The organism is Bacillus sp. SIMBA_074 (assembly GCF_046534555.1).
GTDB lineage: Bacteria > Bacillota > Bacilli > Bacillales > Bacillaceae_G > Bacillus_A > Bacillus_A mycoides.
In genome coordinates this window covers 72,103-98,007 of sequence record NZ_JAWRYM010000011.1, presented here as the reverse complement: position 1 = coordinate 98,007, position 25,905 = coordinate 72,103, and the positions used below count along the sequence as shown (strand labels likewise).

The 25,905-nt window shown below is 35.1% G+C and carries 27 protein-coding genes and 2 pseudogenes; 18 read left to right on the top strand and 11 right to left on the bottom strand.

Annotated elements, in window-relative coordinates; genetic code table 11:
• The first annotated feature begins 351 nt into the window (after window positions 1-351).
• The 5 genes from SB773_RS14485 (at window position 352) to SB773_RS14465 (ending at window position 4,315) form a co-directional block, all read left to right on the top strand.
• Window positions 352-1,395, top strand: coding sequence for an ArsR/SmtB family transcription factor (locus tag SB773_RS14485; RefSeq protein WP_410590526.1), 1,044 nt, complete (start codon window positions 352-354; stop codon window positions 1,393-1,395).
• Between the two features lie 57 nt (window positions 1,396-1,452).
• Window positions 1,453-2,667 (top strand): MFS transporter, encoded by a 1,215-nt coding sequence (locus tag SB773_RS14480; RefSeq protein WP_410590524.1) that lies wholly within the window; start codon window positions 1,453-1,455, stop codon window positions 2,665-2,667.
• 97 nt (window positions 2,668-2,764) lie between these two features.
• Entirely contained in the window at window positions 2,765-3,091 is a 327-nt protein-coding gene (gene hmoA, locus SB773_RS14475; RefSeq protein WP_002084853.1) for a heme-degrading monooxygenase HmoA, read from the top strand.
• A gap of 184 nt (window positions 3,092-3,275) precedes the next feature.
• Window positions 3,276-3,698, top strand: a complete 423-nt coding sequence (locus tag SB773_RS14470; protein WP_002084855.1) for a VOC family protein — start codon at window positions 3,276-3,278, stop codon at window positions 3,696-3,698.
• Window positions 3,699-3,895: 197 nt separating this feature from the next.
• On the top strand, window positions 3,896-4,315 hold the full coding sequence (locus SB773_RS14465) for a VOC family protein (RefSeq protein ID WP_044438236.1): 420 nt from the start codon (window positions 3,896-3,898) through the stop codon (window positions 4,313-4,315).
• A 138-nt stretch (window positions 4,316-4,453) separates the two neighbouring features.
• On the opposite strand, the gene SB773_RS14460 is transcribed toward SB773_RS14465, so the two are convergent.
• Window positions 4,454-5,056, bottom strand: coding sequence for a hypothetical protein (locus SB773_RS14460; RefSeq protein WP_410590521.1), 603 nt, complete (start codon window positions 5,054-5,056; stop codon window positions 4,454-4,456).
• A gap of 233 nt (window positions 5,057-5,289) precedes the next feature.
• Here SB773_RS14460 and SB773_RS14455 point away from each other — a divergent pair, with 233 nt between their 5' ends.
• Window positions 5,290-6,072, top strand: coding sequence for a class I SAM-dependent methyltransferase (locus SB773_RS14455; protein ID WP_410590519.1), 783 nt, complete (start codon window positions 5,290-5,292; stop codon window positions 6,070-6,072).
• A gap of 166 nt (window positions 6,073-6,238) precedes the next feature.
• Here the strand turns inward: SB773_RS14455 and lsrF are convergent, their stop codons facing one another.
• From lsrF to SB773_RS14435, 4 genes are read right to left on the bottom strand one after another with little or no spacing between them, the layout of a single operon-like run.
• Window positions 6,239-7,021, bottom strand: a complete 783-nt coding sequence (gene lsrF / locus SB773_RS14450; RefSeq protein WP_002032842.1) for a 3-hydroxy-5-phosphonooxypentane-2,4-dione thiolase — start codon at window positions 7,019-7,021, stop codon at window positions 6,239-6,241.
• Between the two features lie 6 nt (window positions 7,022-7,027).
• Window positions 7,028-7,390 (bottom strand): cupin domain-containing protein, encoded by a 363-nt coding sequence (locus tag SB773_RS14445; protein ID WP_410590517.1) that lies wholly within the window; start codon window positions 7,388-7,390, stop codon window positions 7,028-7,030.
• A 25-nt stretch (window positions 7,391-7,415) separates the two neighbouring features.
• On the bottom strand, window positions 7,416-8,978 hold the full coding sequence (gene lsrK, locus SB773_RS14440) for an autoinducer-2 kinase (RefSeq protein WP_410590515.1): 1,563 nt from the start codon (window positions 8,976-8,978) through the stop codon (window positions 7,416-7,418).
• Window positions 8,978-9,910, bottom strand: a complete 933-nt coding sequence (locus SB773_RS14435) for a sugar-binding transcriptional regulator (RefSeq protein WP_410590513.1) — start codon at window positions 9,908-9,910, stop codon at window positions 8,978-8,980. The genes lsrK and SB773_RS14435 overlap by 1 nt, the downstream gene beginning before the upstream one ends.
• A gap of 197 nt (window positions 9,911-10,107) precedes the next feature.
• On the opposite strand from SB773_RS14435, the gene SB773_RS14430 reads away from it, so the two are divergent.
• The 4 genes from SB773_RS14430 to lsrB are packed head-to-tail and all read left to right on the top strand — an operon-like array spanning window position 10,108 to window position 14,601.
• Window positions 10,108-11,601: a sugar ABC transporter ATP-binding protein gene (locus SB773_RS14430; protein ID WP_002032838.1), complete on the top strand. Its 1,494-nt coding sequence runs from the start codon at window positions 10,108-10,110 to the stop codon at window positions 11,599-11,601.
• Complete coding sequence (locus SB773_RS14425) at window positions 11,598-12,566, top strand: ABC transporter permease subunit (protein WP_113735809.1); 969 nt, start codon at window positions 11,598-11,600, stop codon at window positions 12,564-12,566. The genes SB773_RS14430 and SB773_RS14425 overlap by 4 nt, the downstream gene beginning before the upstream one ends.
• The gene (locus SB773_RS14420; protein ID WP_410590510.1) at window positions 12,563-13,561 is read left to right on the top strand and encodes an ABC transporter permease; all 999 of its coding nucleotides are present in this window, start codon (window positions 12,563-12,565) and stop codon (window positions 13,559-13,561) included. Before SB773_RS14425 ends, SB773_RS14420 begins: the two co-directional genes overlap by 4 nt.
• Window positions 13,558-14,601 (top strand): autoinducer 2 ABC transporter substrate-binding protein LsrB, encoded by a 1,044-nt coding sequence (gene lsrB, locus SB773_RS14415; RefSeq protein ID WP_410590508.1) that lies wholly within the window; start codon window positions 13,558-13,560, stop codon window positions 14,599-14,601. The genes SB773_RS14420 and lsrB overlap by 4 nt, the downstream gene beginning before the upstream one ends.
• A gap of 63 nt (window positions 14,602-14,664) precedes the next feature.
• Here the strand turns inward: lsrB and SB773_RS14410 are convergent, their stop codons facing one another.
• Window positions 14,665-16,167 carry a malate:quinone oxidoreductase gene (locus tag SB773_RS14410; protein WP_410590506.1) on the bottom strand — a complete coding sequence of 501 codons (1,503 nt, stop codon included), beginning with the start codon at window positions 16,165-16,167 and terminating at the stop codon, window positions 14,665-14,667.
• Between the two features lie 420 nt (window positions 16,168-16,587).
• On the opposite strand from SB773_RS14410, the pseudogene SB773_RS14405 reads away from it, so the two are divergent.
• Window positions 16,588-17,633 (top strand): annotated as a pseudogene (locus tag SB773_RS14405) (DUF2332 domain-containing protein).
• Window positions 17,634-17,744: 111 nt separating this feature from the next.
• A complete protein-coding gene (locus SB773_RS14400) occupies window positions 17,745-18,281 on the top strand; it encodes a DinB family protein (protein ID WP_060750451.1) in 537 nt (178 codons plus the stop codon).
• Window positions 18,282-18,544: 263 nt separating this feature from the next.
• Here the strand turns inward: SB773_RS14400 and tnpB are convergent, their stop codons facing one another.
• A complete protein-coding gene (tnpB, locus tag SB773_RS14395) occupies window positions 18,545-18,673 on the bottom strand; it encodes an IS66 family insertion sequence element accessory protein TnpB (protein ID WP_410590503.1) in 129 nt (42 codons plus the stop codon).
• Window positions 18,654-19,136, bottom strand: a complete 483-nt coding sequence (locus SB773_RS14390; protein ID WP_410590501.1) for a hypothetical protein — start codon at window positions 19,134-19,136, stop codon at window positions 18,654-18,656. The genes tnpB and SB773_RS14390 overlap by 20 nt, the downstream gene beginning before the upstream one ends.
• Window positions 19,137-19,267: 131 nt before the next feature.
• Between SB773_RS14390 and SB773_RS14385 the strand changes: the two are divergent.
• Both SB773_RS14385 and SB773_RS14380 read left to right on the top strand, forming a co-directional pair.
• Window positions 19,268-19,407, top strand: a pseudogene (locus SB773_RS14385) (sigma-70 family RNA polymerase sigma factor); the annotation flags it as partial.
• Between the two features lie 90 nt (window positions 19,408-19,497).
• Window positions 19,498-20,043, top strand: a complete 546-nt coding sequence (locus tag SB773_RS14380; RefSeq protein ID WP_410590499.1) for an NADPH-dependent FMN reductase — start codon at window positions 19,498-19,500, stop codon at window positions 20,041-20,043.
• A 100-nt stretch (window positions 20,044-20,143) separates the two neighbouring features.
• Here the strand turns inward: SB773_RS14380 and SB773_RS14375 are convergent, their stop codons facing one another.
• Window positions 20,144-20,629 carry a GNAT family N-acetyltransferase gene (locus SB773_RS14375; protein WP_410590497.1) on the bottom strand — a complete coding sequence of 162 codons (486 nt, stop codon included), beginning with the start codon at window positions 20,627-20,629 and terminating at the stop codon, window positions 20,144-20,146.
• Window positions 20,630-20,681: 52 nt separating this feature from the next.
• Window positions 20,682-21,062: a VOC family protein gene (locus tag SB773_RS14370; protein ID WP_410590495.1), complete on the bottom strand. Its 381-nt coding sequence runs from the start codon at window positions 21,060-21,062 to the stop codon at window positions 20,682-20,684.
• A 261-nt stretch (window positions 21,063-21,323) separates the two neighbouring features.
• Between SB773_RS14370 and SB773_RS14365 the strand changes: the two genes are divergently transcribed.
• The 3 genes from SB773_RS14365 to SB773_RS14355 all read left to right on the top strand — a co-directional run bounded on the left by SB773_RS14365 (window position 21,324) and on the right by SB773_RS14355 (window position 24,600).
• Window positions 21,324-21,815 (top strand): hypothetical protein, encoded by a 492-nt coding sequence (locus tag SB773_RS14365; RefSeq protein WP_002168155.1) that lies wholly within the window; start codon window positions 21,324-21,326, stop codon window positions 21,813-21,815.
• Between the two features lie 216 nt (window positions 21,816-22,031).
• Complete coding sequence (gene entB / locus SB773_RS14360; RefSeq protein WP_410590492.1) at window positions 22,032-23,426, top strand: cell wall-binding protein EntB; 1,395 nt, start codon at window positions 22,032-22,034, stop codon at window positions 23,424-23,426.
• Between the two features lie 499 nt (window positions 23,427-23,925).
• Window positions 23,926-24,600, top strand: a complete 675-nt coding sequence (locus SB773_RS14355) for a hypothetical protein (protein WP_060750454.1) — start codon at window positions 23,926-23,928, stop codon at window positions 24,598-24,600.
• A 29-nt stretch (window positions 24,601-24,629) separates the two neighbouring features.
• On the opposite strand, the gene SB773_RS14350 is transcribed toward SB773_RS14355, so the two are convergent.
• Window positions 24,630-25,133 (bottom strand): kinase, encoded by a 504-nt coding sequence (locus tag SB773_RS14350; RefSeq protein ID WP_060750455.1) that lies wholly within the window; start codon window positions 25,131-25,133, stop codon window positions 24,630-24,632.
• Between the two features lie 220 nt (window positions 25,134-25,353).
• Between SB773_RS14350 and SB773_RS14345 the strand changes: the two genes are divergently transcribed.
• A complete protein-coding gene (locus tag SB773_RS14345) occupies window positions 25,354-25,893 on the top strand; it encodes a GNAT family N-acetyltransferase (RefSeq protein WP_044438253.1) in 540 nt (179 codons plus the stop codon).
• Window positions 25,894-25,905: the final 12 nt, after the last annotated feature.

The following is a 25,905-nucleotide window of genomic DNA, read 5'->3' as shown; positions in this document are numbered from 1 at the left end:
ATAGCCTCCTTAACTATGAGATAGACCAACAATAAGTGTTAGATAAATTAGGTAGAAACGTACCTACTTATCATCTGATTGATGTTTGGAAGTTTCTAAAAGAACAATACGGCGCCGTTGTAGTAATTGCAGAAATAAACCTATGCTTTCCAAATCATTTTTATAAACGTAATAAATTCTCCTTTCTCTTCAATAAACCTGCCTCATAGTTGAACAAGAAAATTAACTGCAGCTTAAATTTAAAAACTTGTAGCAATATAAAGTTTCAGAAAGTTTTAAAATTCTAAAAAAATAGAAGGTATAATTCGATAAATATAGAATTTAATACATAGCAAATAAGGAGGGGATAAAATGGAAGTCTTTCACGTGACGAGTAGAAAAAGGGAAACATACAACGTTCAAATGAAGTATTCGATACTTTTCGAATGCGCACTTGGCATTGCGGCAATTACTCATAAGAGGTTAATCGATACTCTTGAAAAGACTCAAAGTGAATGGGAAGAAATAAGAGAATCATTATCGGTAGAGATGAGAGAGCATTTACAGTTTGTAGAAGAAAATAATACATGGAAAGCATTGCTTCAGTTATTGTATGAGGGAGATTTTCAGGATCTATCACAGTTTATTGCAAATATCGATTCATTTTCAGAAGAAGATTTAAAGTATATATGTTTACCGTTTTTAGGAGAAGTGTATCAAGCGAAAAGACGTTTAGCCGCAAGCGGAGAAGCATCTGTAATACACGAACTAAAGGAACTGACACATGATCACCAGTTTTTCTCTACTTATATTGGCTTTATATGTGATGCAGATGTACAAGAACTAAAGGGTCATTTAATCGCGGTTATGACAGGGTGGTATGAGGGTGTTATTAAGAAAGAAGAGGAGCAACTGCTCTCTATATTAAAGCGAGATTATGAAGCGAAAAATGAAATGAATAAAAAGATGAAACCGGAAGAGTTTGTCGAGTGGGCTACAGGTGGCGTTATATATATGCCAGAGCCAAGTGTTCATCACGTACTTCTTATCCCACAAATTACGTACAGACCGTGGAACATAGAAGCTGATATTGAAGATACGAAAGTGTTTCATTATCCGGTCGCAAATGAAAGTATACATCCGGAAGATCCATATGAGCCGAGTTATTTTTTAGTTCATAAACATAAGGCGCTCGGGGATGAGGCAAGATTGCGTATTGTAAAACTACTATTTGAACAAGAGCGTACACTGCAAGATATAACGGAAAGATTACAACTAGGAAAATCGACAGTACATCATCATTTGAAACTGTTACGTGCAGCGAAGTTAGTTGATATACATGACGGAAAGTATGTATTGAGGAAGAAAGCAGTGCAGTCTTTAGCGAAAGAATTAGATGCATTTTTGAATAGATAATATACAACGAGAATGTACATAAAGGGAGGAATTTAATAGAAAAGTTGGTGAGCTATAGTGAATAGTGTATTGAAAAATCGTTCATTCTTTTTTATGTGGATTGGCAGTGCAATTTCAGAATTAGGCGGGGCTTTCGGGACGTTATGTAATTCAATTCTCGTTTATGAATTAACAGGATCAAAAACAGCATTAAGTAGCATGTGGCTATTATATTTTATCCCGTCACTCATGCTGCAACTAATAAGCGGACCATTTATTGATAAATGGAACCGAAAGTGGATTATGATTTTTTCGCAATGGATGCGGGCCTCTGTTTTCTTACTACCTTTAGTCATGTTAGTTACTAGTAGTATAGAAGTTTGGCACGTGTATGTCGTTCAAATTATAATTGGGCTCATCACGCCGCTTTATACACCTGCAAGTCAAGCAATTATACCGAGCATTGTAAGTAAAGAGCACCTTCAAGATGCAAATGGATATATTGATGGGATGACTCGTCTTATGATGTTTCTTGCGCCAGTATTAGGTGGTATCGTTATTAAATTCATTGGAATCAAATTAACAATGTTGTTCGTATGTGTTTGTCTATTTATTAGTGGAGGATTCTTACTTTTCATAAAAGAGGAAAGGGTAAAACAAGAACTTCGAAAAACGTGGCTACAACAGTTCCTTCACGGTTTTACATACTTTTTCACAAAACCAGTTATCGTTTGGCTTGGTATCTTTCTAACATTCGTTCAATTTGGAGTAGGAGTAACGATGGTTACGAATCTTCCTTATATTAAAGATGAACTATCGGCAGGGTATGCTGAATACGGTTATTTTATGGCAGGATTCCCACTTGGCTATGTAGTTGGTTCCATGTTAGTTGGGAAAGTGAAGTATAGAAGCCGTAGATTACTTATGCTTGGGGGATTATTCGTAGGGGGCCTTACTTACATTTCACTAGGTTTAAATAATAGTATTATTATTGCGATTGTAATCGAGGTAATTGCTGGTATATGTATTGCATTTTTCAATGTTCATAACACGACGATATGCCAACAAACTGTCCCAAATAATATGATAGGAAAAGTATTTTCAGTGCGATTATTTTTCATACGATCGGCAATGCCATTAGGTGTGTTTCTTGGGGGAATACTGAGTGAAATGTGGGGAGTGAGAGTATTATACTTTATCATCGGTTCGATTATATGTGTTACTTCTTTAATAGGAATATTGCTTCCGTATTTCAAATTTTTAGATGAGGCGATTGAGGAGAAGTCAGCATAATTATAAAGATTTGAAACTTTATAATTGAAAATAATTATCATAATCAATTATAATAGAAGAATACTAGCATTCGTATTACAAAGAGGGAGTGGAATATATGTTTATCGAAACGAAGACATTTACAGTAAAAGAAGGTACATCAGATATAGTTGTAGAGCGTTTCACAGGAGAAGGAATTATTGAAAAATTTGAAGGATTCATCGACTTAAGTGTTCTCGTTAAAAAAGTAAGACGCGGAGACGAAGAAGTTGTAGTTATGATTCGGTGGGAATCAGAAGAAGCATGGAAGAACTGGGAAACGAGTGAAGAGCACTTAGCTGGACATAGAGCGGGCCGCGGTAAGCCAAAACCAGATCATATCATTAAGGTTGAGCACGGAGTTTATTATGTGAAATCATCGAAATCGGCTTATCAACAGTCGTAAAAATACATTTGTTTAATTATATTCTTTCGAATAAATAACCATCTATCTGCTTACTGATAGATGGTTATTTATATTGAATAAAGAGAATGATTCGCATGTGATGTAAGAAGAATTAACGGACAGGTTAAAACTAGAAATGTTATAATATAAACTCGATCAGTGAGTAAGATTAGGAGGGACAATAATGGTTCAATCGATAGTTCATATTGCATTAGTAGTAAAAGACTATGACGAGGCAATAGAGTTTTATACAAAGAAACTAAATTTCACATTAGTTGAAGATATTTATCAGCCAGAAGAAAACAAACGGTGGGTAGTGGTATCTCCTCCAGGTTCAGTCGGCACAACAATATTACTAGCCAGGGCATCTAAACCTGAGCAAGAGCCCTTTATTGGTAACCAATCAGGCGGTAGAGTATTTCTTTTCTTAAATACTGACGATTTTTGGAGAGATTATAATGAAATGATTTCAAGAGGAATAGAATTTGTGAGAGAACCGAAAGAGCAATCATACGGAATTGTTGCAGTATTTAAGGACTTATACGGGAATTTATGGGATCTGTTGCAACTAAAAGATGATCACCCAATTGCACAAAGAATTAAGTAGATTACTACGATTGACAGCCTTTATCGGTAAATCGAGATTCCGTGTCGAATCGTTCATATAATTTCATTCATTGTATTCCAAATGTTGCATTTTAAAAAACGTTCTAGACTATACGGAACACTTGAATATCTTTCCTTACATATGTAAGTGTTATTAATATGAGTATATATACCCTCTGCTTAAAAGGAGATGAGTGAATGAAGTTGAATCATTTAAATCTATGTGTTGATGATTTATCAGAAGCTAGACATTTCTTTGAAACATTTTTTGATTTTCAATTTTTGGAGCAAAAGGGAAAGGCACTTGTAGTAATGAGTGATGAGAGTGGATTTATACTTGTGCTAAGTGATCCAAAAGCATTTAAGGGGAATAAGGAAGTTATGTATCCTGAAGCTTTTCATATTGGTTTTTTAGTGGAAACTTCAAGTGAAGTTGATCAATCATATAATCGTTTAGTAGCTGGTGGCATTGAAATAGACAAGAAACCGTATTCAATGAGAGGTAGTAGTTATGGTTTTTATTTTACAATGTTTAATGGATTGTTAATTGAAGTATCTTGCCTTGACTATAGAGATGGTAAGAAAGTCTCAAAACTGAATGGCACTCATCAAGAATAATTCTTTGAAGGTGTATATATAGCCCCTTATCCAGTTTGGAAAGGGGCTTGATCATTTTATTCGCTTATTTAATGGAACACCAAAGTAAAAAATAAGCATCTTTTAGTCAAAAGCCCGATTGATTAAAGTTTCACTTTATTAATCTAACCGAATTTCAAATTCAAGCATAGCTTGATCTTTCATAAATGGCATACTTTGTTCTTTAAATAATAAGCTAATTTCAGAGAGATTATTAGGAAGAGTAGGGGAAACTACAAATTGGTAGCTCACATGTCCATCTGTTCCAGTCCAACCTTCTGGCCAGCAATCATATGTATCATTTATCGATAATTCAACAAGGCTATGTGTATTATTCTCATTAAGTGTATTGTTTTTCGGATCCCATTCCTTATATAAATTAATTACACTAGCATTAGAATATTGACGAATAAAGGTTACAGTATACACAGTTTCTTTATGTTCATAAGTTTTTAAAACGGGTATATGTTTTTTAAACTTAGTCGGTTCGACGCGAGGTTTAAACTCATCTTCGTCCATCATAGATGAGAATAATGAATTTAAATAATCGGGATATAATCCGTTCTGCTTTGCCCAATTAGAAATGGCTTCATCTGGTGGGAAACCCGGATTCCCATTCGAAAGTTCTTTCCGTTCTTTTAATAAAGAGCAAATTTTTTCATCAATAGAAGATAATCGTTCATCATAATGATCAGTAGGGCGTTCAAAAGGCATTCGTTGCATAATCATTCCTCTTTTCCTTTATTTTGTTTTCATATTTTATTATAACTGAAACAATTATCATTTTTTACAATACAATCAATTAATTTAAATATTTAGAAAAACAGGATGTTTATGTGTTAAAATAAATATAGAAAACCATTTATTAACTATCGGCAGGTTAATAGAAAAAGGGTGTAAATAGTTAATAATGTCACAATTAAAATGCAACTAGATAGTTAGGAGGAATGATTATAATGGATACTACACAACAAAACAGTAATGCATGGGATAAGAAGGTTGAAGAAGGTTCTAGATACACTCAACCTGTAAGTAGTGAGGTTATTGAAAAAAGTAAATCAGGTGAATGGGAAATCACAGTCACCACAGAAAAATCAGTTCCTAGAGATTGGTTTCCAAAGTCATTAGAGGGATTAAAGATACTTTGTTTAGCATCAGGTGGAGGGCAACAAGCACCAGTACTGGCTGCTGCTGAAGCAGATGTAACAGTTACTGATATATCTAAGAAGCAATTGGAACAAGATGAAATGGTAGCGGAACGGGATGGATTAACTTTAAAAACAGTACAAGGAGATATGTCAGACCTTAGTGATTTTGAAGATGAATATTTTGATATTGTCGTAAATCCTGTTTCTAATTTGTTTGTAAAAGATGTTCATCTTGTATGGAATGAGATTTCAAGGGTTTTAAAGAATAAAGGTATTCTTATTTCTGGATTTACAAATCCTTTACTATGGATTTTTGATGACAACCAAGAACAAAAAGGTATTTTGGATGTTAAACATTCAATACCTTCATCAACATTGGATTATTTACCAGAGGATGAAGTTCAAGATTATATTAATTTAAATCAAACAATAGAATACGCACATACTCTAGAAGATCAAATCCAAGGTCAAGTTGAAGCTGGTTTTGTTATAACGGGTTTTTACGAGGATGATTTTGGTGGAACAAGGATATTAGATAAGCATATTAAAACTTTTATTGCTACAAAAGCTATAAAGTTAAAGGTTGATTAAAATTTTTGGCTCGTTAGTCGAAGAAGGAAACTTGAAAACAGTAAAAGTTCAATGTATGTCAAAAAGGATGGCACTTGCCATCCTTTTCCTTGTGTAGTTTGAGTGTCAAAACAAGTTTTACTCCTCTTAACTGAACCCGTTATAATAAATAGTCCATCTTTTTACATTAATTTTTCACATCATTATATAATTCCAGCGCCTCTTTCACATTCAATCTATTTTTTACAATGCCATGAATCGCTTGAATCATCGCAGTTGGATGTTCGGATTGCCATATGTTTCGGCCCATGTCTACTCCGATTGCGCCTTCTTGCAGCGCATTGTACGTAATGTTTAATGCGTCTTCGATTGAATCTAGTTTCGGTCCTCCCGCGATTACGACTGGAGCAGGGCATGTGCTTGTGATTTTTTCGAATCCTTCGCAGTAGTACGTTTTAATAATATCAGCTCCCATTTCAACACATACGCGGGAGGCGAGTGCTAGAAAGCGAGCTTCACGTTTTTGTAGTTCTTTCGCAACGGCGGTAATACCGAGTACTGGCAGGCCGTAATCGTGAGCTTCAGAGACTACGTTTGCGAGATTTGAAACAGTTTGTGTTTCATAGTCTGATCCAACAAAGACAGAAACGCCGACGCCAATTGCGTTTTGTTTTACTGCTTCTTTCACAGGTGTAACAATTGTTTCATTCGCTAAATCTTTGCCTACTACAGTTGCCCCGCCTGATACACGCATAACCATCGGTGTGTTGCAGTTTTCAGGAATACAGGAACTTAATACGCCTCGTGTTAAAAAGAGGGAATCAGTATATGGGAGCAAGTTTTTAACTGTTTCTAACGGTTGTTCAAGTCCATGAATTGGCCCTAAAAAGTAGCCGTGATCTATCGCTAACATAACCGCTCTGCCGTCAGGTAAAATTGTGTTTAATCGATTTTTAAATCCCCAAGTCATTAGGAATCACTCCTTCGTTAATGTTGGATTTTCAGTTTGTACAGTATCTTTATTTGGTAAATGTGGTGACTTTATAAAAACAGCTTTAAAAGGCTTATCAGAATGGTTAATAAGATAATGGGATTCATGAGGTCGAACTTGCAAGACATCACCTTGTTTGATCGGAACTCTCTCGTTATTCACATAGAAATCTATTTCGCCTTCTAACGCATAGAAGACTTCTTCGCACGTTGTATGATAGTGATTTTGAAAATCTTGCCCAGGCTGAATGACGACAAGCCCAAGATCAATATTCGGACCTTGTATTAAATATTTCGGGCCGTTATCACCGAAGCGATAGGAGAAATCATTTTCATTCGCTTTTAACATACATTTCACTCCTTTATGTAATGTGTTACAGAGCACCGGGTGCAATCCACATATGTGAGGTGAGCCCTTTATCGGCTAAAGCGAGCTGACTGTTATACACAGTTTTCCATGTTTCATAGAATTCCTTATATAGTTCATGATTTTCAGTGACTGGCTCAAATGTTTTTTCCCACTGTACAAACTGTTCGGCAGTCGCTGCCATAGATGAATATATGCCAGCACCAACCCCAGCAGCAATTGCAGTTCCTAAAGCTGCCGCTTCTTTTACAACTGGTACTTTCACTGGGATTCCAAGAACGTCTGAAAGAATTTGCGGCCAAAGTTTTCCTTTAGCAGCGCCGCCAGCAAAAATCACTTCAGAAGGAAAGTTACCTGTGAGAGCCTCTATTAATTTCAAGTTGCCGAATGTAACGAAGGCGGCATTTTCTTCTATTGCCCGGAACATTTCTTTCTTCCCACATTTATCAGCATCTAAGCTCAAATTTAAAAAGGATGGTGCAGCATGTCGCCAAGAAATATAATTCATTACATTTGAAAAAGTGGGGATTATGCCATGTGAGCCTACAGGAACTTCTTTCGCTTGTTCTTCTAGTAATTCATAAGCATCTACACCGAGTTTTTCAGCGAGCCGTTTTTCTTCATGGCAAAAGGCATCTCGAAACCACCTCATAACAAGGCCAGGGAAGAAAGCGATTGTTTCGTATTGCCATAGGTTAGGAATGACGTGGCAATTAACACGAATCGCCGCATTTGGATCAGTTTCTGGTTTTGTTATATTTACTTCTTGTTGCCAAAAACTGCCTCCGCATATAAATGTTTGTTCAGGCTTTACAACTCCAGTTCCAAGCGATGCCATTTGTGCATCTCCGCCGCCAGCAACGACCGGTGTTCCTTCATGTAATCCTGTTAACTCAGCACTTCGTTTTGTGATATTCCCGATAACTGTACCAGCTTCATTTACTTTTGGAGAAAAGGCTAGAGTAAGACCGCATTGCTCAGCAACCCAGTTATCCCAAGCTCTATTTTGTAAATCAAATATACCGGACGTACATCCATTTGAAGAATCAATTTGCAGTACGCCGCACAATTTATATAAAATCCAATCGTTTAACATCGTGAAAGAATGAATGTTTCTGTACACGTCTGGTTCATGCTTTTTTATCCAAAGTAAGCGAGGTAAAGCACCTAACGAAAAAGTTTGACCGGATTTTTTATATAAATCTTCTTCAATTTCGGAACGAATTTGTTTTAGTTCACTAACTTCCGCTGACGCGCGACCATCAACATTTGCACAAGCCCATATTTCCTGCCCGTTTTTATCGTATAAAACAAAGCCTTCACGCATACTCGTTGCACTAATACCTTTAATAGAAGAGGAGGACGTATTACTTTTTTGAAGAACCTCTTTCGTACATTGTTGAACGAGCTGCCAGTTTTCAGTTACATCAAAATTCATAGAACCAGGGTAACGACTATCTGATTTATGAATCCATTCTTTTTGACTAACAGCAAGTTGATTACCGTTTAAACCAAAAAGAACTGCTCGAATGCTCCCTGTACCAGCGTCGTAAGCTAATAGAGTAGACATTAAGAGTCACCTTCCTTTCTTGATAAGGAGAGGGCAGTTTCTTCATCCGTAATTAATGTATGAATGAACTTTCCTTTTAAGGCGCCGTAAATTGCATCTATCTTTTCCGTACCGCCAGCTACACCAACGACATGTTTCATATTTTGAAGAACAGAGAGTGGTGTGCCGATAAGACGATTATGATGAGGAAGTTCTAATTGTTTTCCGTTAGTATTATAAAATTGCCCTAAAATATCTCCGGCCCCGTTTTGACTACGTATATAAGTCATTTCACGTAGCGTTAGTTTTTCTTCTTTCACAATTGTGGCGTCTTGAGATAAGCTTCCAATGCCAACTACTGCTGTATGAGCGAGTGAAGCGACGTGAAGCATATCTTTCACGCTTGGTTCGGATAGAATAATTTGCGTCATTTCGTTTGTAGATGTAAGAAAAGGGGTAGGAATAATATGGAGGTCACCTTGCATGTAGTTTAAATAGCTTTGATTTCTTGGAATATAGTGATTTACGCCTCCTGTAAGAGTAACGATTGAAAGATTCATAGAGCTATCAAAATGAATGTTTTCTAGCATTTTACTTATCGTCTCTCCCCAGCCAATCCCAAGTAAATCTCCTTGTTGCAGATGAGTTTCTAAATATTGTGCGGCAGCTTTTCCGAGTGAAAATGCATAATCCTCAGTTGGCGTTGGAATAACGAAAGCATCTTTTAGATGGAATTTTTTCATAAGGTCACGTTCAATGCTTAAACAGTGCAATCCAGTACCTTTTACGTGAAATGTGACGACACCTTCCGTCCGTGCTTTATCTAACAACCGAACGACTTTATTTCTTGAAATGTGAAGAAGTGAAGCGATTTCTTGCTGGGTTAATTGATCTTTATAATAGTACCAAGCTACTTTTGTTAACAAATTGTCTTCAAAGTTCAGCTGTGACATGCTCTTCATCCCTTTCAACAATTGACCACTGCTTAAACATATGTGCTCGTTATTTTGTTTATTCCAGTTGAGGCGATAAATAGCCCAGTGAAAAAAGTGTTCTAGATATGAAAAAAGAAATATACAATGCTACAAAACAAGTAGAACAAAAAATCATTTTCTCAAAAAATGTTCTGCATAAAGGCAGGTGACAACATGTGGAGAGCGTGCCCTTATTACAAGTTACAAAGATGAGTAAATCATTTGCAGATCAACTCGTATTAAAAGAAGTCAATTTACAATTAGAGCGTGGAGATATATACGCTTTAGTTGGAGGAAATGGTGCCGGGAAATCAACGTTAATGAAAATATTAACGGGTTTGTATTCATACGATGCTGGCAAAATGTATGTGAAGGGGGAAATACAAAAGTTTTCAAACACAGCAGAGGCGCATCAACATGGTATTTACTTAATACCACAAGAGCCGCTCATCTTTCCTCATATGACAATTGAAGAGAACATTTGTATCGGAATGAAAGCGAAAAAGAAAGAGCTTCGAAATAAAATTAAAAAGTTGCTAGAAGACTTAGGGTGGAACATTCAACTTCGAGAGCTAGGGGTATCGTTATCCATCGCCCAGCAACAATTAGTAGAAATATTGAGGGGATTAATAAGAGAAGCTGAGATTCTTATTTTAGATGAGCCAACATCGACATTAACAACTCACGAAATTAAGAGTCTTTTTGTGTTGATGAAAAGTTTAAGAGAAAAAGGAATTGGCATGATTTATATTACGCATCGTTTTCCAGAAATCTTTGAAATTGCGAATAAAGTAGCAATTTTACGTGACGGAATGATTGTAAGTCAAGGTGATGTATCAAGGTATACATATGACATGCTAATGGAGGGGTTATTACCGAAAGGATATAAATTTGAGGAGAAAAAAGAGATCATACAAGAGGAAACAGAGCATTCGGAAAAACTATTAGATGTCACGAATGCGTCAAGCTATGCGTTTCAAAATGTATCATTTACTGTACACGCTGGAGAAGTTGTTGGGATTGCTGGAATCGTTGGATCAGGTAGGACTGAACTAGCTGAATCGTTATGTGGATTAAAGCCTTTGAAATCAGGTTCTGTTTTATTAGATGGGAAATCCATTACAAAGTATTCGGTACATAAGCGAATAAAGGAAGGTATGGTGTATGTACCGGAGGATCGAGCAGGGAATGGTATTTTTTCAATTGCGTCTGTTAAGGAAAATATAACATCTGCATCTTTAAACAGTATGAGTAGCTTCTTTTTAAATAGCAAAAAAGAAAGCGCTTTATCCGAATTGTATATAAAACAGTTTAGAATTGTTGTCCCTCATATGAATGAAGAGCTGACGTCTTTATCAGGTGGAAATCAACAGAAGGTCGTGTTAGCGAAATATCTTGCCTGTAATCCGAAAGTGATTATTCTTGATGAACCGACCCGCGGTATTGATGCGAAAGCAAGATTAGAAGTATACGAAACGATACAAAGTTTGAAGAGAAAGGGACTTGCGCTCATATTAATTTCTTCAGATATGGAAGAAATCGCTCAATTAGCGAATCGTGTTTATGTGATGAGAAACGGAGGATTCGTCTCTCATTTGGAGAAGAAGGAAATTTGTATTGATGAAGTTACACGCCTTGCGTACGGAGGAAAGGGAGGTGTAACGGAGTGAACCGTTTATTTAAAATGCATGAGACGTCTATTATTATTTTATTACTTCTTTACATAGCCTTCGTTGGAGTAATGAATCCTAGTTTTGTTCAGTTTAGCTCTTTATCTTTAATTATGAAATCAAGCGTTATTTTAGTTATTTTGGCAATTGGTCAATCTTTCGTATTGTTTACGAAAAATATAGATGTATCAGTAGGATCTATTATGGGATTAAGCGCTGCGGTTTGCGGGATGTTGTTAACAGATGGATACAGTGCCTTTATTTCAATATTTGCGGCAATTATACTTGGTGCTCTTATTGGTATGGTAAATGGAATTGGCGTTACGAAATTTCGAGTGCCAGCTATCATTATGACATTAGGAATGCTCGGTATTATTAGAGGTGCAATGTTACTATTCACAGGCGGAAAGTGGATTGAAGATATTCCGAATGAGTATAAACAAATTTCTTCTATTATGATGTTAGGCATTCCGGTAACGGTATGGACCGTTCTTATCATATTACTACTACTATATTTCTTTTTAATGAAAGTACAAATTGGAAGATATTTTTATGCTGTCGGTGATAATGAAGATGGTGCAAGGCTTATTGGAATACATGTAGATAAAGTGAAAATATACGCGTTTATCATATCAGGCATAAGCGCTGGGCTCGCTGGATGTATATTCGTAATGAATATTGGATTCGTTCCAAATCAAACAGGTACAGGGATAGAATTGCAAGTTATCGCCGCTGCTGTTTTAGGTGGTATACATTTAAAAGGAGGAACAGGTTCTATATTTGGAGCGGCATTAGGTGCATTTTTTTTAGAAGTTATAAGCAGTTCACTCGTCTTTTTAAAAATACCTGCATTTTGGAATAGTGCTATTTCAGGATTTTTACTTTTACTCATCATCATATTAGATAGTGTCTTAAAAAAATGGAAGAAACTCCGGCAACTAGAAGAAAGAAGGGTGAATCTATGAGGGGAATACGTAGTTTGTATAGATGGGAAGGGATTCTTTTCTTATTGCTTCTCGGAGAATTCATTTTCTTTAGTTTCATAAATAGTGATTTCTTAAACATTAGTAACCTCCTTTTTAGCATGAACGATTTCCTCATTATTTCAATTGCGGCTATTCCGATGACATTTGTCATTGTAACTGGCGGAATTGATGTATCAGTAGGATCTATTATGGGGCTTACTTCGATTCTTATCGGCGTACTTTGGATGAATGGTATGCCTATACTGTTGGCAGTTATCATTGTGCTCGTAGTAAGTTGTATAGCCGGCGGATTAAATGGACTTATTATAAAAATGACAGATGTAGAACCTCTTGTTGTTACACTTGGAACGATGTTCTTATATGCAGGAATCGCCCTTGTTATTTCAGGTGGTTCGGGGGCAGCGGGTTATGAAGGAATTAGTGGTTTACCAGATTCGTATGTGCAATTGGCAAATGGTAGTTTTATCGGTATACCTAATTTATTATGGCTCCTTGTCATTTTAACGATAGTATTTACGATATTGTTTCACCATACAACATACGGTCGTCACGCAAAACTAACTGGCGCAAATGAAAGTACGGCGAAATACTCCGGGATTCGAACGAAGAAAGTAGTGATTATTGCATACGTACTTTCTGGGTTAGGAGGTGGATTAGGAGGAGCTTTCTTAACAGCGTATTTCGGTTCAGCTCGTGCAGATATTGGAAGTGAAACGATTTTGCCAGTAATTACGGCAGTTGTATTAGGCGGCACACTTATTACAGGCGGAAAAGGGAGTATTATTGGGACAGTACTAGCGAGTATTTTTATAGGACTCATGCAGTACGGTTTACAAATGACGGGCTTAACGAATGAACAATCTAATGTAGTAATAGGTATTATCCTTATTGTTTCTGTTATTATGAGACATTTCAAATTACAACGATTCACTACGGGGAAAAGAAGGAATTTGCATAAGGGGGAAATGTCATGAAGAGAAAACTGGGGATTGTTATTATTATGTGTATTTGTTTAATCGGTTTAATTGCTTGTTCTAGCCAAACAGCGGACAAGAAAAAAGCAGATGATGTGAAATTTGCATTCATTCCGAAATTAACGGGAGTTGGCTTCTTTACATCAGGCGGTGAAGGTGCAAAAGAGATGGGAGATAAGTTAGGGGTACAAGTGAAGTACGATGGACCGTCTGAGGCAAGTGTATCAGGGCAAGTAAAATATATAAACAATTTTATTAACCAAAACTACGATGCAATTATGGTTTCATCTACGTCAGTTGATGGTCTCTCGCAATCATTACAACGTGCAAAGAAAAAGGGGACGACTGTATTAACGTGGGATTCTGATGTAAATCCGAAAGACCGTTCATTTTATATTAGCCAAGGTACACCAGACCAACTTGCAAATTTATTAATTGAAATGACTTCTAAGCAAATTGGGGATAAAGGAAAAGTAGCATTCTTTTATTCAAGTCCGACTGTAACAGATCAAAATCAATGGGTAACGAAGGCGAAAGAAATTATTAAAGAGAAATATCCGAATTGGGAAATTGTAACGACGCAATATGGTGAAAATAATGCACAAAAATCTTTATCAGTAGGGGAGAGTATTTTAAAAACGTATCCGGATATTAACGCAGTAATATGTCCAGATGCAACGGCACTTCCAGCGATGGCGCAAGCGGCTGAGAACTTAAAAATGGATAAAAAAGTAGTCGTAACTGGGTTTTCAACGCCGAACGTTATGCGTGATTATGTAAAACGAGGAACAGTAGAGCAATTTGGTTTATGGGATGTTAAACAACAAGGTGCACTCGCAACGTTTGTCGCAAATGAAATTGTTGTAAAAGGGAAGAAGTTAAAAGTAGGGGATAGCTTTGAAGTAAAAGGGATCGGAAAAGTGAAAGTAGAACCAAACTCTATTCAAGGGTATGACTATGAGGCAGAAGGAAATGGTATTATCGTATTGCCAGAACGAGTTGTATTTACGAAGGATAATATTGATAAGTATAATTTCTAGTAGAAAATAAAAACGTCCGAATATATCGGACGTTTTTATTATGTCGTTTTTTTAGTCTATTCATTAATTGTGAACAGCTTCTTTTTCATTTAACCCAAGTGTGCGTCCTGTTGAAGCGTGAAGCTCTTGGAACAGTCTTGGATTTTCCGTAAGTGACACGCCGTAAGAAGGGACCATTTCTTTTATCTTTGGCTCCCATTCTAGTATACGTTCTGGGAAGCATTTTTCTAATACTTCAAGCATAACGTGAACCGCAGTAGAAGCACCTGGAGAAGCACCAAGTAACGCAGCGATTGATCCGTCATTTGCACTAACAACTTCTGTACCAAATTGAAGTGTTCCTTTACCACCTGCATCAGTATCTTTAATTACCTGCACACGTTGTCCAGCAACGACAGTATCCCAATCTTCACTTTTAGCGTTCGGAATAAACTCACGTAATTCTTCCATACGCTTTTCATGTGATAACATAACTTGTTGGATTAAGTATTTTGTTAATCCCATTTCTTTTACACCGGCTGCTAACATCGTTAAGACGTTATTCGGTTTTACAGAACCAATTAAATCAAGGTTTGAGCCAGTTTTTAAGAATTTAGGTGAGAAGCCTGCAAATGGTCCAAACAGTAAAGCTTTTTTATTGTCTATATATCTCGTATCAAGGTGAGGTACAGACATTGGTGGAGCACCAACTTTAGCTTTTCCGTATACTTTTGCATGATGCTGCTCTACAATTTTTTGGTTTTTACATACCATAAATAGTCCACTTACTGGGAATCCTCCAATATGTTTTGACTCAGGAATACCAGTCTTTTGAAGTAGAGGTAGACTACCGCCACCGCCGCCGATAAAGACGAATTTTGCAGTATGATGTTCGATTTTGCCACTATTCATATCATGTACTTTTACTTCCCACAAACCATTCTTCGTGCGTTTAATATTTTCAACACTATGTTTGTAGTTTAGCTCAACATTTTTAGTTTTTAAGTAATCAAATAACATGCGCGTTAACGCACCGAAGTTAACATCTGTTCCAGAGTCAATTTTCGTTGCAGCCATCGGTTCATTAGAGTTACGGCCTTCCATAATGAGTGGAAGCCATTTTTTTAATGTTTCAGGAGCATCAGAAAATTCCATTCCTTGGAATAGCGGATTTTTTGAAAGCGCTTCAAAACGATTTTTTAGAAACTCTACATTTTTTTCCCCTTGCACTAAACTCATATGAGGTAGTGGCATAATAAAATCTTGTGGATTACGAATTAAGTTTTTCTTTACAAGATACGCCCAAAATTGTCTTGAAAGTTGAAATTGTTCATTAACTTTTACAGCTTTACCAATATCTATAGACCCGTCAGATTTTTCGGATGTATAGTTAAGCTCACATAGCGCAGAATGTCCTGTACCGGCATTATTCCATTCGTTAGAACTTTCTTCTCCGGCATTTGCGAGTTTTTCAAATACTTTAATTTCCCATTCAGGTGCCAATTCTTTCAGTAATGATCCTAACGTTGCGCTCATAATTCCTGCGCCAATTAAGATAACGTCTGTTTTTTGCTGCATGTTGCTCATGATAATCTCTCCATCCCCTATATTGGCAAAAAAGAGTAGGTGTTTTTATATCTAAGCCGTAAAAAGAAAACACCGCCTAGGCCCCACCTAGGTACTTACCTTTTTTGTCTCAATTATATAACCATCTCATAGTCTATTATAATAATTAATAGACTAAAATATCTAGTGTTATCTGATAATTTTAAACTATTTAACGTTTTATTTCATAGAATTCTTCTGTCATAAGGGTAAAAAGCATAGTAGTAAAGCGGGATTTGGAGAAGAATTCCAGTTTGATGTTATGTCAAAAAAACTTCTATTTTTATGTTTTATCTTTGGAAACTAGTAAAATTCTATTTTCGTGACATCTAATTTGAAAAAATAGAGTAAATAACAAATAAATGATAAGATTATTCTGAAAATAATTAAGGAGGGATACCAATGCTTACAAAAGAACAAGTCGCAAACTTATTTCGAAACTTTTCTGTGAATGAATGTAAAGGATCTAGTGACTTATACGAATATTTATCAATAAAAATTTCTGAAGATGAGGAAGTTCTTACGTTAGCTTCCTACGCACAACCTGGTCAACCAGTCCCAAACTTATTATTAGGTGCAGTCCATTATTTATTGTTAAAAGGAAAAGAGCACAGTTTAAAAAACTATTATCAAAGTTTAGTTGAAAATGCTGATATAAATTTTGAAAATGCCTTTTACCAATTTAAAGATTTTTGCCATGTATATCGAGAAGAAATTATCTCTTTATTACAAACGAAACTTGTTCAAACGAATGAAGTAAGACGATGTGCCTATTTATATCCAAGTTTCTGTTACATATTTAATAAAGTGAACAAACCATTGGCGTTAATAGAAATTGGTACAAGTGCGGGATTACAACTATTTTGGGATCAATATCGTTATTCATATGGAACGGAAGAAATGTATGGAAATAGACAATCAAATGTTCATTTACAATCAGAAATAAAAGGGGAGAAGAAGCCCTCCTTTTTAAAACAAAGTCCACCTGTTATGGAAAGAATCGGACTAGATTTACATGTGAATAATTTAAATGATGAAGAAGATTATTTATGGTTACGCGCGCTTATTTGGCCAGAACATAAAGAAAGACTTGAACTATTCGATCAAGCAGCAACGCTTGTAAAAGAAAAATCAGTACAATTAATTGAAGGGGACGGTGTAGCACTTTTTCCAGCCATGCAAATCAAATAAGGGAAGATGCTGTAATCTGCATTTTCCATACACACGTCGCAAATCAAATACCTGAAAATGTAAAACATAAGCTAGAAAAAGAAATTAAAGAAATAGGTGCAAAACGTGATGTATTCCACCTATATAACAACATGTGGGACCGGGACCTTCATATTGATTATTATATTAACGGAAACGAATATTGTGAAACTGTTGGGGAAACGGAAGGGCATGGGAGATGGTTTAGTTGGAAGCTGGGAGATAAGCCGCTTTGTTAATGTAATCCTATAGGATGGGGACATTTTGTTTTAAAATTAATTTTTTTTGATTAATATGATAATAATTTATGATAAGTTGTATATAAGGATAAAATAAAAAGGATGATAAGCATGCAAAAGAGACCAGAGGCAAATGAATATAACCCGTATTATTCAACGTACATAAACTTAATACCAGATGGAGATATCATACATATTCTAGAGCAACAAATGAAGGAAACGAATCTTTTATTGAAGGATATTTCTGATAGTGAGGGACATTTTAGATATGCTCCTAATAAATGGAGTATAAAAGAAGTAATCGGTCATATTGCGGATACTGAACGTATCATGGCGTATCGATTGCTTTCCATAGCAAGAGGCGAGACAGCAGAACTTCCTGGATATAACGATGATATGTATGTTCTTAGAGCAGCTTTTGATAAGCAATCTATGCAAGATCTTCTTGAGAATTTAATAGTTGTTCGCCAATCTACTATGCATTTGCTTAAAAGTTTAGATAAAGAAGCTTGGTTACAAAGGGGAATTGCGAACAATTCTGAAGTCACGGTTCTTGCATTAGCAAACATTATTGCTGGTCATGAGCTTCATCATCGTCAACTTATAAAAGAACGTTATTTGGGTTCTAATGCATATCCAGCATGTTAAAATATGAAAATAAAAAGAGAATGATTCATAGGGAATTTCTGAATTATTCTCTTTTTATTTTTCTGCGTATCAGTGGAATTATAAATGTTTTTTTACAAGGTCTATTCCTTCTCGTTGATGCTAATAGGGGGCACTATACATGCCCATCAAGTTAAGAGTGGGTATTGGGGTTTGTGTAGCAATGAAACCAAATCACGCAATAAGCATTAGCGAACATTAGAAATAGTAAAAATGCCACTTTTTCCTGTTAAAACAGGGTGATTTTAAATTTCAAATTCTTTTTTTACAACAGTCGCTAGTCCATCAATTGATTTACGTAAATCTGTTTCCCCTTGTGCAAGATATACTTTTTCTATTGTGATTTCTGACGGCTTATTTATTAGTAAATTCATCAGGAGTCCAAGTAGCGATTTTATTACCAGGTGCAGCAACTACTAGCCAATCCTCAAATTGGACCCCAGCTTGCCAGCATTCATAATAGTCATGAAAACCATTTACAAACATGATTTGCCCGTTCTCAAATGTTATAAATAAATGCGGAGATTCATTAGCAAGTTGTATGTTTGTAACTTTTTGTCTTCTTACATCAAAAATTCTCTTATATTCTTCCTCCTCAGTATAATCGTCAAATTCATCCTCATTAGAAGGGTACTTTTCTGGTGGAGTATTAAATAAAAACCATTTCGATTCGATGTTGACATATAATTGCCCATCATAATCAACTGCAGCTTCAAAATTTGTAAAATGAATTTTTATAGTTGTTGGAGAAATACCAAATTGCAATCCATCAACTTGTGCTCCTATGAAGAGATGTTTTAATACATTTTCAGCATAAAGTTTGTCTTCTTTGTTCATTATACGAATCCTCCTTTCTGTAAAATATATAGTATGTCTTTATTGTAATAAATAAATTTTTTATGTAAAATGAACCTTTTGTGAGAAACGGGCGAATATAGTGTGAAAGCTCATGAGAGGGGAACGTAATTTTGGATGAAGTAGAATTAAAAGAATGGCTGTATAAAATGGAGTCTGGGGACCAAGAAGCCTTTCGAGTTATTTATAAATTAACAAGTAAAGATATTTATAGACAGTAGTATTTTTATTAGGGAATCAAAAGCAAGATGTCAAAATTGATGAATGTACAGCTTGTTAAATAGTTCAATATTTTTGATTTTTCTCTGACTGCATAAGTATGATGTTTGTAGGAGGGGATCATATGAGTATACACAAAAAAATCATAGCGATTTCAGGAAGTATTAGGGAAGGATCATTCAACACAAACATATTAAAAACTTTAGCAGCATTTATTCCAGAAGGTATAGATTACACTATTTATAATGGGATAGAGGAACTACCTCATTTTAATCCGGATGTAGATCGAGTTGGAGCACCGGTTGTTGTTGAAGAATTTCGAAAGACATTAAGTGAAGCACATGCACTTATTATTTGTACGCCAGAGTATGCAAAAGGTATTCCAGGAGTTTTAAAAAATGCGTTAGAATGGCTTGTTTCATCAGCGGAACTATATAAAAAACCAGTGGCTATCATAACAGCTTCTCCGTCGATTGCTGGAGGGGATAAAGCCCATGAATCTTTATTGCTTACACTAGGTATGCTAGATACAATTGTCGTTCAAAATGGCTCGCTATTAATCCCATCTGTGCGCACTAAATTTGGTGATGATGCAAAAGTAACAGATGAGGATACAAAGAAAGCTCTTATCTCTTTAGTTCAAAGTGTAGTAGACGAGATAAAGAAATAATGATTTAGTTCGTATTAAAGTGAAAATGGGACTTTTATAATAAAAAAAGATAAAAGCAATGCTACGGTTAGTTCAAATGTAGCATCGCCTTTTTATATAGTTAAATATATTTACTCAAAATCTCCCCAGGTAATCCATCAATCTCACAAACTTTATCTGATGTAAAACCAACGTTTATTAAAATTTTTCGAGAGGGGATATTGTTTGGGTCAATGATTGCTTTTAGTACTTTTATATCTGTTTGCTTCGCTATATCCATTAATTCTTCTGCAATCCCGCTACCGTATCTTTTTCCCCAGTGCTCCGGCAATATCATATAACCAAGTTCAGCTTCGTTTGTAGCATCCTCATTTACTGTTACATGTCCAAGTCCGATAAATTCATTTGTAATAGAGTCATACACTTTGTAGGAGCCGAATAATCTATGTTTTTTATTACGCTTTAACAATTTTTTATAGTCGTTTTGCGCCTCGCCTAACGGAATGGTACGTTCCGTAATTTGTGCCATCACTTTTTCATTTGATACGAGCTGAAAGTATTGATCGAAATCTGTTGCTTCAAATTTTTTGAAATGTAGCTTATGCATAGTATTCCTCCAAACTAATTTTCATTTGTTCTTCAGAAAAGATAAACGATAGTTAAATCGTGATCTCTATTTGATTGCCTTCTGGATCGCTTATTACACTTTCGTAATAGCCATCTCCAGTGAAACGTGGTCCATTTAATAAAGAATGGCCTGCTTCTTTTAACGTTTTTGTTAGTTCATTTACACGTTCTTCATTACCAACAGAGAAAGCCATATGTGCATAGCCAGTGATATTTAGGTTAGGCTCGTTTTCTATGCCTTTCTTACGCATAATTTCAAGGCGCGCTCCAGATTCGAACGTAATAAAATAAGATTCAAAGTGTTTCGCTTCATTATGATATAAAGAGTTTGCTTTACCGTTAAAGTACTTTGTATAGAAAGTACGCATTAATTCTAAATCATTTACCCAAATTGCTATATGTTCGATTTTCATTCGTTTCACCAATCCATTCTTTATGTAAATTTAAAAATATGTACTCTGTAATAATTAGCGAAATTCAACAACACTAATTAGATGTTCACTTTATTAAATTTGCATGCATATTGCAAGAAATAAGAATGGACGTTAGGAAAAAGCGGATTGTAATGAAAAAATTTTATTAATGGTATTAGATAATTTTTAAGTCATAACATGCATATAATGTCTAATTAAGTGAATTACGTACGTCAAAATTTCAAATAAGGAGGGACATTTGTGGGGCAATTTGAACAAATGGTGATTGTCGGTATTTCCATGTCTTTTATACTGTCTATTATGATATTAGGGTCTACATATTATAATCCTCGCCTTTGGTTAAATGATTATCCGAAAGATATTCAAAAAGTAGTTTTGCCAAAATCGATAAATGAAAAAAAACAAACATTTTATTTCGGAATTATTTACAATATTATTCTCTTCGGAACGCCTTTAGTTTCTACATATATACTACATCACCATGGAAAATTATTGTATATTGAGGCCTATTTACATACTTTTGGGATTGTAATGATTTTCAATTTAGTAGATTTATTAATAATCGATTGGCTTATATTTTGCTGGATTACTCCAAGATTTGTTGTTATTCCTAGTACTGAGGAAATGAAAGGATATAAAGACTATAAGTTTCACTTAAGAGGTGCAATAGCTGGAACGCCATTTTTAGCAATTGTAAGTTTATTTTTGGCAGGAATTGCGACAACTATCTAGTGTGAAGTAGAAGGTCATGAAGAGTTTATAGAAGATAAGTAGATTTATAATGTATAGAATTAGAAATGAAAATTTGATAATATTGGAGTAGAAAGTTTTAAAAACAGTATATTAAGTGGTATTAATATACTGTTACAAATGTTTTGATACTCTGTGGAATTCCCTAATTTTATGGAAGCATTTGATAGAACTCAAAAAAACGCAATGGAGGCTAATATGAAAAAAATAATTGGCGCAGCAACAGCAACAGTTCTTGGATTGGGGGCTTTTACCACATCTGCTATCGCAGAAACTATCGTAACAGCGGATGTACTCAACGTACGTGAAAAGCCAACTACGGAATCAAAAGTTGTCGAAAAAGTAAAAGAAGGACAAAAGTTAAAGGTCATACATACTGAAGAAGGATGGTCAAAAATTGATTTAAATGGTAAAGAATTGTTTGTAAGTTCGGAGTATACAAAAGATATTTATCATGTAACAGCAAACCTATTAAATGTACGTACTGAAGCAAACACAGAATCAGAAATTCTTGGCAGACTGAAACAAGATGATGTAATTGAATCAACACATCAAGTAAAAGATGGATGGCTGCAATTTGAGTATAAAGGAAAAACAGCCTATGCAAATGTTTCTTTCCTATCAAGTACAGCACCAATTGAAAAGAAAGTTGAAGAGAAAACGAAGCGAGTAGCGAAAGTACAAAAAGCAGTTAAAGCAAAGGAAGAAGTAAAAACGCAGAAAGAAGAAAAAGTACAAGAAATAGCAAAAGCGAAAGAAACAACAAAAGAGCAGAAAGAAACGAAAGCAGAAGAAATAGCAAAGCCTAAAGAAGAAGCGAAAGTAACAGAGAGAGTAAAAGTTAAGGAAGAAACGAAAGCAGAAGAAATAGTAAAGCCTAAAGAAGAAGCGAAAGTAACAGAGAGAGTAAAAGTTAAGGAAGAAACGAAAGCAGAAGAAATAGCAAAGACCAAGGAAGAAGCAAAAGTACAAGAAATAGAAAAAGAAATAGAAATAGAAAAAGTAAAAGAAGAAGAGAAAGCGCAAGAAATAGCAAAGGCTAAGGAAGAAGCAAAAGTACAAGAAATAGCAAAGACCAAGGAAGAAGCAAAAGTACAAGAAATAGAAAAAGTAAAAGAAGAAGAGAAAGCGCAAGAAATAGCAAAGGCTAAGGAAGAAGCAAAAGCACAAGAAATAGCAAAAGCTAAGGAAGAAGCAAAAGCACGAGAAATAGCAAAAGCAAAAGAAGAAGCAAAAGCAAAAGAAGCAACAAAGACACAAGAAGTATCTAAAAATAACACACAGTCTGCTAAACGTGAATTAACGGTAGTAGCGACAGCATATACTGCTGATCCAAGTGAAAATGGTACATATGGTGGACGCGTTTTAACTGCGATGGGTCATGATTTAACGGCAAATCCTAATATGAGAATTATCGCAGTGGATCCGAAGGTAATCCCATTAGGATCTAAAGTATGGGTAGAAGGTTATGGAGAAGCTATTGCTGGTGATACTGGTAGTGCTATTAAAGGAAATCGTATTGATGTTTTAATGGATTCAAAAAGTAAAGCTATGAACTGGGGAAGACAAACTGTTAAAGTAAAAGTTTTATAATAATGGTTATCCAAATAGAAGTCAGTTCTCTTTATTGAGACTGGCTTTTATTTTTTACCTTAATGTGATTTATTGGAAAAATTTGAATGATATATAAAATAATAAAACCTTAATTTTGCTGCTGAGTACCGTGAGCAGTAAAAGTAACCCTATTGAATTATATAATCCTTATTTGTATTTCTGACAACCATATTGTTCTTCTATCACTATTAAAATACAATTAGATAAATAGGAAAAAATATTCATAAAATAGTAATTGTTTTATTTAGTCTTATACTAGGGTTTATAACGTTCCAAATCCCTATAGTGTCAGAATGGATACAGAACTCAGTCTTCTTGTAAATTGTTATTATTTTATTATCGTATTCATACCAAAAAGATAACGGTGATAAGAATGAGAAAAATGATGATTAGCAACAATAAAAAATGTTTTATGTACCGAAAGTTATTAAAAGATTAGTATCGAGGATTACCTTTATAAGCGAGAAGAGGATAGAATATGACAATGGAATTATATGGCGAACATTGGGATGGAATAAAAGGGTATAGAGTAATGGAAGGGAAAGATTCATATAATCATTATTTCGGTGGTCAAGATTGTGAAGTACCATTGTGTAAGTTATGCGGTGAGAAAATGCATCAAATTTTTTGTTTTGATTTGAAAGATGAGAAACTTGCTGAACTTAAAAATGATGAATTGATTGTATTACCATTCATCTCTTGCTTGAATTGTGCGATGGTGTGGGAGCCGCAATATTTTCAATTAAGTAATGGGGGCAAAACGGTACAAATAATAAAACAAGACAATACGGAAGAGTGGATTATGGAAGCTGAGTATAAGCTACCGGTCAATCTTCCAAAAACTAATGTAAAGCTAACGAATATGAAAAAAGAAGATATACCTACTGATGAAGATAGTTACTGGGAAGCTTTTGACTTATTCGGTTCGGAATATGTATGTAGATTGTTAGGAGCGCCCCTATACGATGATGTTCCAGAAGATTTAGGATGTCCAACTTGTTCGAAAGAGATGAAATATGTTGCTACAATTACACAAGATCTTGAAGAACGGGAACTTATTTCAGTAGTTGATTTTCTGTTCGGTGAGATGAATATATATTATTACTTATGTAAAGATTGTTCCGTTATGAAAACTGAAATACAAGGAACATAATAAAATAAGACTGACAAAAAGAGTCAGTCTTATTTTTGTATCGTAATATCAGTAATAATCGCATGAAATATATCTTTTTGCGTGAAATCATCTGTAAAAACAGTCTCTCTATTAACCTCAATTGTATCGTGTGGGTTATACCATTTACTCAATAAATCTTTTCCAAATTCAAGTCGTTTTTCTCTAGTATTATGCCGTCTAATCGTTTCTTCAAGTGATAAGTCAAAATAATATGTATAAGCGTTTCCTTCGAAATAATGTATTAATTCTCTTAACATTTCACCGTACCTACGACTGTTTAGTATTCCTTCTAAAATAACAAATTCACATTTTCCTTTTCCGTACTTCGTAATTTCAAATAGTAAATCATGAGATAAGTTACCCATTGTATCGTGAACTTTTAGCATATCTCTGCGCACAACGTCTTGTGAGACTAGAAGTGTTCCTTGCCCGAAATGCTCTTGCAGTTCTTTTGCGATAGTTGTCTTGCCGCTTGCGGAGTTTCCTCGAAGAATAATTAATGTTGATTTCAAAGTCTCATCTCCAAATTGTTTTAGTTTTTTAGGTCCTGTTACAAAAGAACTTCATTATGGGAAACATTCTTTTAGTTAGTTAAATAATAGTTTATGATACTCAGTGTAGGTTGAACAGAATAATTTCTTATTGTGGGATTATGCAAGTAAAGCTGTTTGAAAAATTTACTATCCGCATATAGAAAAGTTATTATAAGAGTAACTAATAAGGAGGTGACCTATGTTATTCCAAAAGGGACAATTATTAGTTAGATACGTAATAAAAAACGATGCACCTATCATTTCAAAATGGCTAACAGATCCAGAAGTCCTGCAGTATTACGAAGGACGAGATAATCCGCAACCTGTAGAAAAGGTACTTAATCATTTTATACATCATCCAAACGGTCATGAAAAAAGATGTTTAATAGAATTTGATGCCGTTCCAATCGGTTACATTCAAATGTATCCAGTTGATTCTGAATGGAAAGCGTTATATGGATATGAAGAATCACAAAATGTATGGGGAATGGACCAATTTATCGGTGAACCGATCTTTTGGGGAAAAGGAATTGGAACAAAACTTGTTCAAGCAGCTATTACATACATTATGGAGAAATTGGGTGCGGAAGCAATCGCGATGGATCCTAGAGTAAATAATGAACGTGCGATAAGCTGTTATGAAAAATGCGGATTTAAAAAGGTGAAGATATTAAAGAAACATGAACTGCATGAGGGGAAATTAGAAGATTGTTGGATGGTAGAATATAAACAATTATAATAAATATGCAGG

Coding starts and splice junctions, on each gene's coding strand:
- SB773_RS14390 (WP_410590501.1), bottom strand. CDS start 19,136: ATGAACAAAGAAGACAAACTTTATGCTGAAAATGTATTAAAACATCTC.
- SB773_RS14410 (WP_410590506.1), bottom strand. CDS start 16,167: ATGAGCAACATGCAGCAAAAAACAGACGTTATCTTAATTGGCGCAGGA.
- SB773_RS14355 (WP_060750454.1), top strand. CDS start 23,926: ATGACAATGGAATTATATGGCGAACATTGGGATGGAATAAAAGGGTAT.
- tnpB (WP_410590503.1), bottom strand. CDS start 18,673: ATGAATTTACTAATAAATAAGCCGTCAGAAATCACAATAGAAAAAGTA.
- SB773_RS14420 (WP_410590510.1), top strand. CDS start 12,563: ATGAGGGGAATACGTAGTTTGTATAGATGGGAAGGGATTCTTTTCTTA.
- lsrF (WP_002032842.1), bottom strand. CDS start 7,021: ATGACTTGGGGATTTAAAAATCGATTAAACACAATTTTACCTGACGGC.
- SB773_RS14345 (WP_044438253.1), top strand. CDS start 25,354: ATGTTATTCCAAAAGGGACAATTATTAGTTAGATACGTAATAAAAAAC.
- SB773_RS14435 (WP_410590513.1), bottom strand. CDS start 9,910: ATGTCACAGCTGAACTTTGAAGACAATTTGTTAACAAAAGTAGCTTGG.
- SB773_RS14465 (WP_044438236.1), top strand. CDS start 3,896: ATGAAGTTGAATCATTTAAATCTATGTGTTGATGATTTATCAGAAGCT.
- entB (WP_410590492.1), top strand. CDS start 22,032: ATGAAAAAAATAATTGGCGCAGCAACAGCAACAGTTCTTGGATTGGGG.
- SB773_RS14470 (WP_002084855.1), top strand. CDS start 3,276: ATGGTTCAATCGATAGTTCATATTGCATTAGTAGTAAAAGACTATGAC.
- SB773_RS14370 (WP_410590495.1), bottom strand. CDS start 21,062: ATGAAAATCGAACATATAGCAATTTGGGTAAATGATTTAGAATTAATG.
- SB773_RS14380 (WP_410590499.1), top strand. CDS start 19,498: ATGAGTATACACAAAAAAATCATAGCGATTTCAGGAAGTATTAGGGAA.
- lsrB (WP_410590508.1), top strand. CDS start 13,558: ATGAAGAGAAAACTGGGGATTGTTATTATTATGTGTATTTGTTTAATC.
- hmoA (WP_002084853.1), top strand. CDS start 2,765: ATGTTTATCGAAACGAAGACATTTACAGTAAAAGAAGGTACATCAGAT.
- lsrK (WP_410590515.1), bottom strand. CDS start 8,978: ATGTCTACTCTATTAGCTTACGACGCTGGTACAGGGAGCATTCGAGCA.
- SB773_RS14375 (WP_410590497.1), bottom strand. CDS start 20,629: ATGCATAAGCTACATTTCAAAAAATTTGAAGCAACAGATTTCGATCAA.
- SB773_RS14400 (WP_060750451.1), top strand. CDS start 17,745: ATGCAAAAGAGACCAGAGGCAAATGAATATAACCCGTATTATTCAACG.
- SB773_RS14445 (WP_410590517.1), bottom strand. CDS start 7,390: ATGTTAAAAGCGAATGAAAATGATTTCTCCTATCGCTTCGGTGATAAC.
- SB773_RS14460 (WP_410590521.1), bottom strand. CDS start 5,056: ATGCAACGAATGCCTTTTGAACGCCCTACTGATCATTATGATGAACGA.
- SB773_RS14455 (WP_410590519.1), top strand. CDS start 5,290: ATGGATACTACACAACAAAACAGTAATGCATGGGATAAGAAGGTTGAA.
- SB773_RS14485 (WP_410590526.1), top strand. CDS start 352: ATGGAAGTCTTTCACGTGACGAGTAGAAAAAGGGAAACATACAACGTT.